The 6,440-nt window shown below is 58.6% G+C and carries 6 protein-coding genes; 1 reads left to right on the plus strand and 5 read right to left on the minus strand.

Translation table 11 applies throughout. From position 1 onward, the window contains the following. Positions 1 to 457, minus strand: a 457-nt coding sequence (locus AC1DLB_RS17960; RefSeq protein ID WP_477785381.1) for a pirin family protein, incomplete at its 3' end; no start/stop codon positions are given. A 243-nt stretch (positions 458 to 700) separates the two neighbouring features. On the opposite strand from AC1DLB_RS17960, the gene dkgB reads away from it, so the two are divergent. After that, positions 701 to 1,504 carry a 2,5-didehydrogluconate reductase DkgB gene (gene dkgB / locus AC1DLB_RS17965; RefSeq protein WP_064619017.1) on the plus strand — a complete coding sequence of 268 codons (804 nt, stop codon included), beginning with the start codon at positions 701 to 703 and terminating at the stop codon, positions 1,502 to 1,504. A 3-nt stretch (positions 1,505 to 1,507) separates the two neighbouring features. Here dkgB and AC1DLB_RS17970 read toward each other — a convergent pair whose 3' ends face one another. From AC1DLB_RS17970 to AC1DLB_RS17985, 4 genes are all read right to left on the minus strand, one after another. Next, complete coding sequence (locus tag AC1DLB_RS17970; protein WP_477743755.1) at positions 1,508 to 4,750, minus strand: transporter substrate-binding domain-containing protein; 3,243 nt, start codon at positions 4,748 to 4,750, stop codon at positions 1,508 to 1,510. Beyond that, complete coding sequence (locus AC1DLB_RS17975; RefSeq protein WP_064619022.1) at positions 4,751 to 5,371, minus strand: response regulator transcription factor; 621 nt, start codon at positions 5,369 to 5,371, stop codon at positions 4,751 to 4,753. Between the two features lie 142 nt (positions 5,372 to 5,513). After that, positions 5,514 to 5,891, minus strand: coding sequence for a response regulator (locus AC1DLB_RS17980; protein ID WP_477743756.1), 378 nt, complete (start codon positions 5,889 to 5,891; stop codon positions 5,514 to 5,516). Positions 5,892 to 6,064: 173 nt separating this feature from the next. Continuing rightward, positions 6,065 to 6,440 (minus strand): cation transporting ATPase C-terminal domain-containing protein (locus AC1DLB_RS17985; protein ID WP_477785382.1); only part of this gene is annotated, 376 nt, incomplete at its 5' end.

Genomic DNA, 6,440 nt, shown 5'->3' on the forward strand with positions numbered 1-6,440 from the left:
GATAGATACGCGCATTGTCGCCGTCGAGAATCGTCTGGTAACCGGGCTCGGCCATCTTGTCCCTGGCCGGCAAGTTGACCCACAGCTGCACCATTTCCAGGGTGCCGCCGGTTTTGGCGAAACCTTCGGAGTGAAACTCCTCATGAATGATCCCCGAGGCTGCGGTCATCCATTGCACATCGCCGGGGCCGATCTTGCCGCCGCTGCCGGTGGAGTCACGGTGTTCCAGCTCGCCCTTGTAGACGATCGTCACGGTTTCGAACCCGCGGTGCGGATGCTGACCCACGCCACGACGCTCGGTGGTCGGAGTGAATTCGGCGGGACCTGCGTGATCCAGCAGCAGGAACGGGCTGATGTGTTTGCCCAGGTTGTCGTAGGAAAACAGCGTGCGAACCGGAAAACCGTCGCCGACCCAATGAGGTCGTGGACTGGTGTAGATACCGATGATGTTTTTCATCTTGGCCTCTGAATCTGTTGTGTGACGCGATGGATAAAGCTTAAAACCATGACCTTTGGCGCACTAGACTGCAAAAATCAGCCTCATCGTTCTATCTGGAGAACGATGGAGGAAGATTTTTTGATCTTCCAACAACCCATTCATGACTTGCGGTAAACAGTGCTTTGCCAAACCAGCGGTTTTTCTCAAGGGTGCAGCCGGGGATACTCCCGCCCATTCCCACTGCAACCCCTGGAGTCTTTGATGTCTATTCCCGCATTCGGTCTTGGTACGTTTCGCCTGCAAGGCCAAGTGGTCATCGATTCGGTGAGCACCGGTCTTGAACTGGGCTACCGGGTCATCGACACCGCGCAAATCTACGAAAACGAAGCCGAAGTCGGCCAGGCCATCGCCGCCAGCGGCATTGCCCGTGAAGAGTTGTTCATCACCAGCAAAATCTGGGTCGCCAACTTTGCCAAAGACCGGTTGATCGACAGCCTCAAAGAAAGCCTGGATAAGCTGCAAACCGACTATCTGGACCTGACCCTGATCCACTGGCCGTCACCGGAAGATCAGGTGCCGGTCGAAGAGTTCATGGGGGCGCTGCTCGAGGCCAAACGACTGGGCCTGACCCGTCGGATCGGCGTGTCCAACTTCACGGTCGACCTGATGAAGCAAGCCATTGCTGCGGTCGGCGCCGAGAACATCGCCACCAACCAGATCGAACTGCACCCGTACCTGCAAAACCGCAAGGTCGTCGAATTTGCGCAAAGCCAGGGCATCCAGATCACCTCTTATATGACCCTGGCCTATGGCGAAGTGCTGAAAGATCCGCTCATCCAGCAGATCGCCGATCGCCTGCAGGCGACACCGGCCCAAGTCACCCTGGCCTGGGCCATGCAACTGGGGTACGCGGTGATCCCCTCTTCCACCAAACGCACCAACCTGCAAAGCAATTTGCACGCCTGCACGCTGACCCTGAGCGACGCCGACATGGCGCTGATCGCGGGCCTGGATCGCGGCCAGCGACTGACCAGCCCCAACGGCATTGCGCCGCGGTGGGATTGAGTTTCAGCCCTGACTTAAATCTAGGCTCAAGCGTTCATCCAGCGATGACATCGTGCGCTGCAATTGATCGACGGCTTCGTCGAGCAGCACTGAATCCCCCACATCGATGACACGCTCCAGTTGCTCGCAATGCTCAACCAAGCGCTGTGCCCGGACCATGCGCGCACCGCCCTTGATGCGGTGCGCCAGGTCGCGCAGCACACAGTGATTGCCATTGGCGTGCGCCTGGAGCAGATCATCCCGATCCACCCGGTTGGTCACCGTCAGTTCGCGCACCAGACGATCAATCAACGTGCGGTCCGCACCGACGTATTGCTCCAGGCCACTGAGGTCAATCTCCGGCGTTGAGGGCTCTGCGACAAGTTCTGGCGTCTGGTTCAAAAACCTGGAGGCCAACCAAGTGTTCAGATCCGCCAGCAGGATCGGTTTGAACAGGCAGTCGTCCATGCCCGCCTCCAGGCATCGGGCCTTCTCCTCGGGCTGCGCATTGGCGGTACAGCCCAGAATCAATGTAGCTGGCAATCCCTTGGCACACTCTTCATCGCGGATTGCACCCGCCAGTTCATAACCGCTGAGCCTGGGCATATTGCAGTCGGTAACCACCAGATCGAACTCATGTTTACGCCACAGCTTAAGCGCCCGTGCGCCCTCTTCGGCCTCCAGAACATGATGCCCAAGGTGGCTCAGTTGCCGTGAAAGCAACAGTCGATTAGGCGGGTGATCGTCAACCACCAGAATCGTCAGTGGCCGCGTTGGCGCCTGCAATCCGCTCTCCACGGCCTCAATGGAAGGCAACGACGGCAATGCGATCAGCTCAAGATTGATGTCGACCTGCGAGCCTTGTCCAAGGACGCTGTCGAGTTGCAACCGCCCGCCCATCATTTCGCACAGCGTGCGGCTGATCACTAACCCCAGGCCAGAGCCGCTTCGGGCTGACTGTCGGCCGTTATCGGCCTGGATGAACGGGCTGAACAACCGTTGTCGGTCGACGGTGCTGATGCCTATGCCGGTGTCTTCAATCTGCACGCTGACCGCCAGATGTCCTGACATGACGGCCGCCACTCGCAGCGTCAGGCTCACTTCACCCTCATGGGTGAACTTGATGGCGTTGCTCAGCAGATTGGACAGCACCTGTTTGAAGCGTGTGGGATCGATCAACACATCACAGTCACTGTGTTCGTCCAGATCGATTCGCCACGCCAGCGCTTTCTGCCGTGCCAAGCCTTCGAAAACCCGACACACCGACTCCACCAGCCCCCGCAGATTGGCGCGCTCAGGGGTCAGGGATAAATGCCCTGACTCGATACGCGCGATATCCAGGATGTCGCCGATCAGCGCCAGCAATTGTTGTGCGGCACTGGACGCCACCTCAATGGCGCTACGGTCGGTGACGCCCTCGTCCGCACGCTTCAAGGCCAGTTCGAGCATGCCGATCAGGGCGTACAACGGTGTGCGTAGCTCGTGACTCATGGTCGCCAGAAAAGTGGTTTTGGCGCCATTGGCATCCTCCGCCTCAGCCTTGGCGTCCTGCAATTGCCGCAACCATTGCTGGCGCTGGCGGATCTGCCGACGCTGCCAGGCGATCCAGCCCAAGGCGAGCAACAGCAAGGCTCCCGCCACGGCAAACGCTTGAACAATGCCTTGGCGATGACGCAACCAATAGCTGTCATCCACCACCACGTCATTGCTCCAGCGGGCCACCAGATCGTCCATCTCCTGGGGCGAGATGCTCAGCAATGCCTTGTTCAGAATCGAGTGCAGCTCCAGCGCATCACTTCCGGTCGCCAGAGCGATGCGTGCCGGTTCATCGCCCACGGTACTGCTGATGCGCAGACGCCCGCTGTAATACCGGGCAATCAGGTAGCGGGTCATGAACAACGAACTGAGCGCGGCATCGGCTTCCCCCTTCATGACCATTTCCAGGCCTTGGGCCGGGCTTTGCACATCCAGCATCCGCACCTGCGGTGCCCTGGCAAGAATGAATGCGCGCATGGGATGACTGTGATAAATCGCCAGGCGTTTGCCGGCCAGATCGTCCAGCGTTCTCGGGCTGCCGGGGGTGACTGCACTGACCAGCGTGTATGGATTGGTGACGTAAGGGCTGGTAAAACGCAGCCCGGCCACACCTTCAGTCGTGGGGATGAGCGCCGGCAATATGTCGATCTCGCCAGCCTTGAGTCGCTGGATCTGCTCGTCCAGGGATTGGCCCCGCTGCACGTCAAAGTTCAAACCGCTACGCTGGCTGATCAGCGTCAACAATTGCGCGGTCAACCCGCTGAATCGCCTTTCGGCGTCATAGAAAGTCAAAGGCGCAAAGTCCCCGACCACTCCGACCCTCACCGTCGGATGCTGATCCCGCCAGTGCTGTTCACTGGCGCTCAGACTCACCCGCTGCAGACCCAGTCGATTGGCGCGGCCGGCACTCCATCGTTGCTCGATGGCAGAGCGTTGCTCCATCGGGATCGCCGCCAGTGCCTGGTCGACGATGTTTTTCAGGCGCGTATTGTCCCGCACCAATGCGAAACCGAACGGGTTGGCGTCAAGGCCGGATGGCCCCATCAACTGAACGTTATTGTGGTAGTTGTTGTTGATCAGGTAATTGGCACTGATAAGGTCCCCGAGATACACATCAGCCTGCCTGTATGCCACGGCTCCGAGTGCATCGAGCGCCGATGGGTAACGTTGCAGATCAGCCTTGGGATAGAAGGCTTTGACGGTCTGCTCCGGCAGATAGTCGGCGACCATGGCGATGCGTTTACCCGCCAGATCCTCGGGCATGCGCTCGTCCAGTCTGGTGACCAGCATCGGCTGATCTTCGGCATAGGCGCTGGTTCGATTCAGTTCGGGATCGGCGGCCTCGAAGCTGTTGGAGGTTCCCAGCAGATCCAGGTCTTTGCGTTTGAGTGCCTCCATCGCCGACTCGCGTGTGCCGTAGCGCAGCACCTCGACGTTGACGTGCAGCAGTTGCGCAAGCAGCTCGACGTAATCGGCGGTAATGCCCTCCAGCTCATCGTGATTGCGCGTCAATTCGAAGGGCGGGTAGTCCGGCCCCGTTACTCCGACGCGCAACACCCGTTTGCTGACCACCCAATTGCGGTCATCCATGCCCAGCTGGACGGCATAGCCATCCACCGTGGAGCGCCCCAGCAGGCGCAATGACTTAGGCTCGTCGGCTACCGCGACCAGGGCCTGCGATGCAAGACATAGGATCAACACCCACAGGAAGATGCGCACGGTCGGGTTCATTCAGATCAGATGATTGCGCTTGGCGAAATCGCGCAGGTGTACCGCAGCGTTCACGCCCAGTTTTTCGATCAAGCGGGTCTTGTAGGTGCTGACGGTTTTGTGACTCAGGTGCGTAAGCTCGGCGATGGCCTTGTTACTCATACCCTGGGCCAAATACCGCAGGATTGTCAGTTCGCGGTTGGAAAGTTTATCGATCATCTCTTTTTCGCTGCGTTGCCGGGGGTCCTGCGATCCCGCAGGCAACCGCGCGAAAAAGGTGTAACCGGCCATGACGGCGTGCACGGCTTTTTGCAATTGTTGCAAGGAGCGGGTCTTGGCGACATAAGCCATGGCCCGGGCGCGCATGCAACGCTCTTGAAAAAAAAGCGGATCCAGGGAAGTGAAAACCAGTACCAGACATAGCCAACCATTGGCCCTGATCCGGTCCAGCAGCTCCAGCCCATCGCCACCGGGCATAACCAGATCCAGTATCACCAGATCGACTGCATGCTCACGAAGTATCGATAAGGCCTCGCCAACACTGGACGCCTCAAAAATGAGTTTGAAGCCTTCCCGCTCGAGTACAAGTGTGACTGCGGCACGTACCACCGGATGATCGTCCACAATCAGCGCTTTCTTCATGGCAATTCCTTTGCAAAAACTCAACGATTGCCCGCCGGTAACCGCCGGGATAGACGCAGCGGCTGCGCAATGACTTTTGCACGGAAAGCAGGAGAAATGTACCTATCAGAAATGATAGTACCGACGAACGGTAACCCTGGACTCAACCCATCCGTTGTCGACTCCGCTCCTGATCCAGTGGCGATGCAGCTTCACACGCAGGCGGATCGATGAGCTCCATCAGCCGTCGAATGGCGGCTAAATCCGGCAGCGCCGCGTGGTCTTCGTAGATCAAGGCGTGGTGAACCTGGCGGTTATCGCGCAAGAACCCGGACAGATCCAATGCCCCTGCCACCAGAGAGGCATTGATGATCACCAGGTCGAACGGCTCGCATCCGTACTCGACCAGATTCAGCATGTCGGCAAGACTTTGCACCGGCGCCACTCGGTAATAACCGAGCTGGTTGAACAACCGCTCGGTTTTCATCCGGTGAAAATGCTGTTGGTCGGCGATCAGGATGCGCAAGGCTTTGTTGATCATCGCGGGCCTCAGGTCGATGGCTGATGAGTGAGGCGGCAAGGCTACGGAAGACCCGAGAAGCGTTCTGTAGGACCTTTCCTAAAAATCGAGGGTTCTGTCCGACTTAAAGATCAAAAGATCGCGGCCTTCGTAGGAGCTGACGCAGCTTGCGACAGCTCCTACTTTTGGCAGCCTTACTGCCAGCCAAACCGCCGAATGTAGAAGCCTTTCACCGCCTGGGTCAGTGCCATGTACGCCAGCAGAATCACCGGCAGGAACACAAAATACAGCGACGGCCCTGCCTGCAGTTTGAAGTAATGCGCCAGCGGCCCCATCGGCAGGAAAATCCCCACGGCCATGATAATGCCCGTCATCACCAGCAGCGGGGTGGCGGCGCGGCTTTGCAGGAACGGGACCTTCGGCGTGCGGATCATGTGCACGATCAGCGTCTGGGTCAGCAGCCCGACCACRAACCAGCCGGACTGGAACAGGGTCTGGTGGTCCGGGGTGTTGGCATCGAACACGTACCACATCAAGGCAAAGGTGCTGATGTCGAAGATCGAACTGATC

The sequence above is a fragment of the Pseudomonas sp. 05N434 genome, assembly GCF_056396965.1.

Coding starts and splice junctions, on each gene's coding strand:
- AC1DLB_RS17970 (WP_477743755.1), bottom strand. CDS start 4,750: ATGAACCCGACCGTGCGCATCTTCCTGTGGGTGTTGATCCTATGTCTT.
- AC1DLB_RS17975 (WP_064619022.1), bottom strand. CDS start 5,371: ATGAAGAAAGCGCTGATTGTGGACGATCATCCGGTGGTACGTGCCGCA.
- dkgB (WP_064619017.1), top strand. CDS start 701: ATGTCTATTCCCGCATTCGGTCTTGGTACGTTTCGCCTGCAAGGCCAA.
- AC1DLB_RS17980 (WP_477743756.1), bottom strand. CDS start 5,891: ATGATCAACAAAGCCTTGCGCATCCTGATCGCCGACCAACAGCATTTT.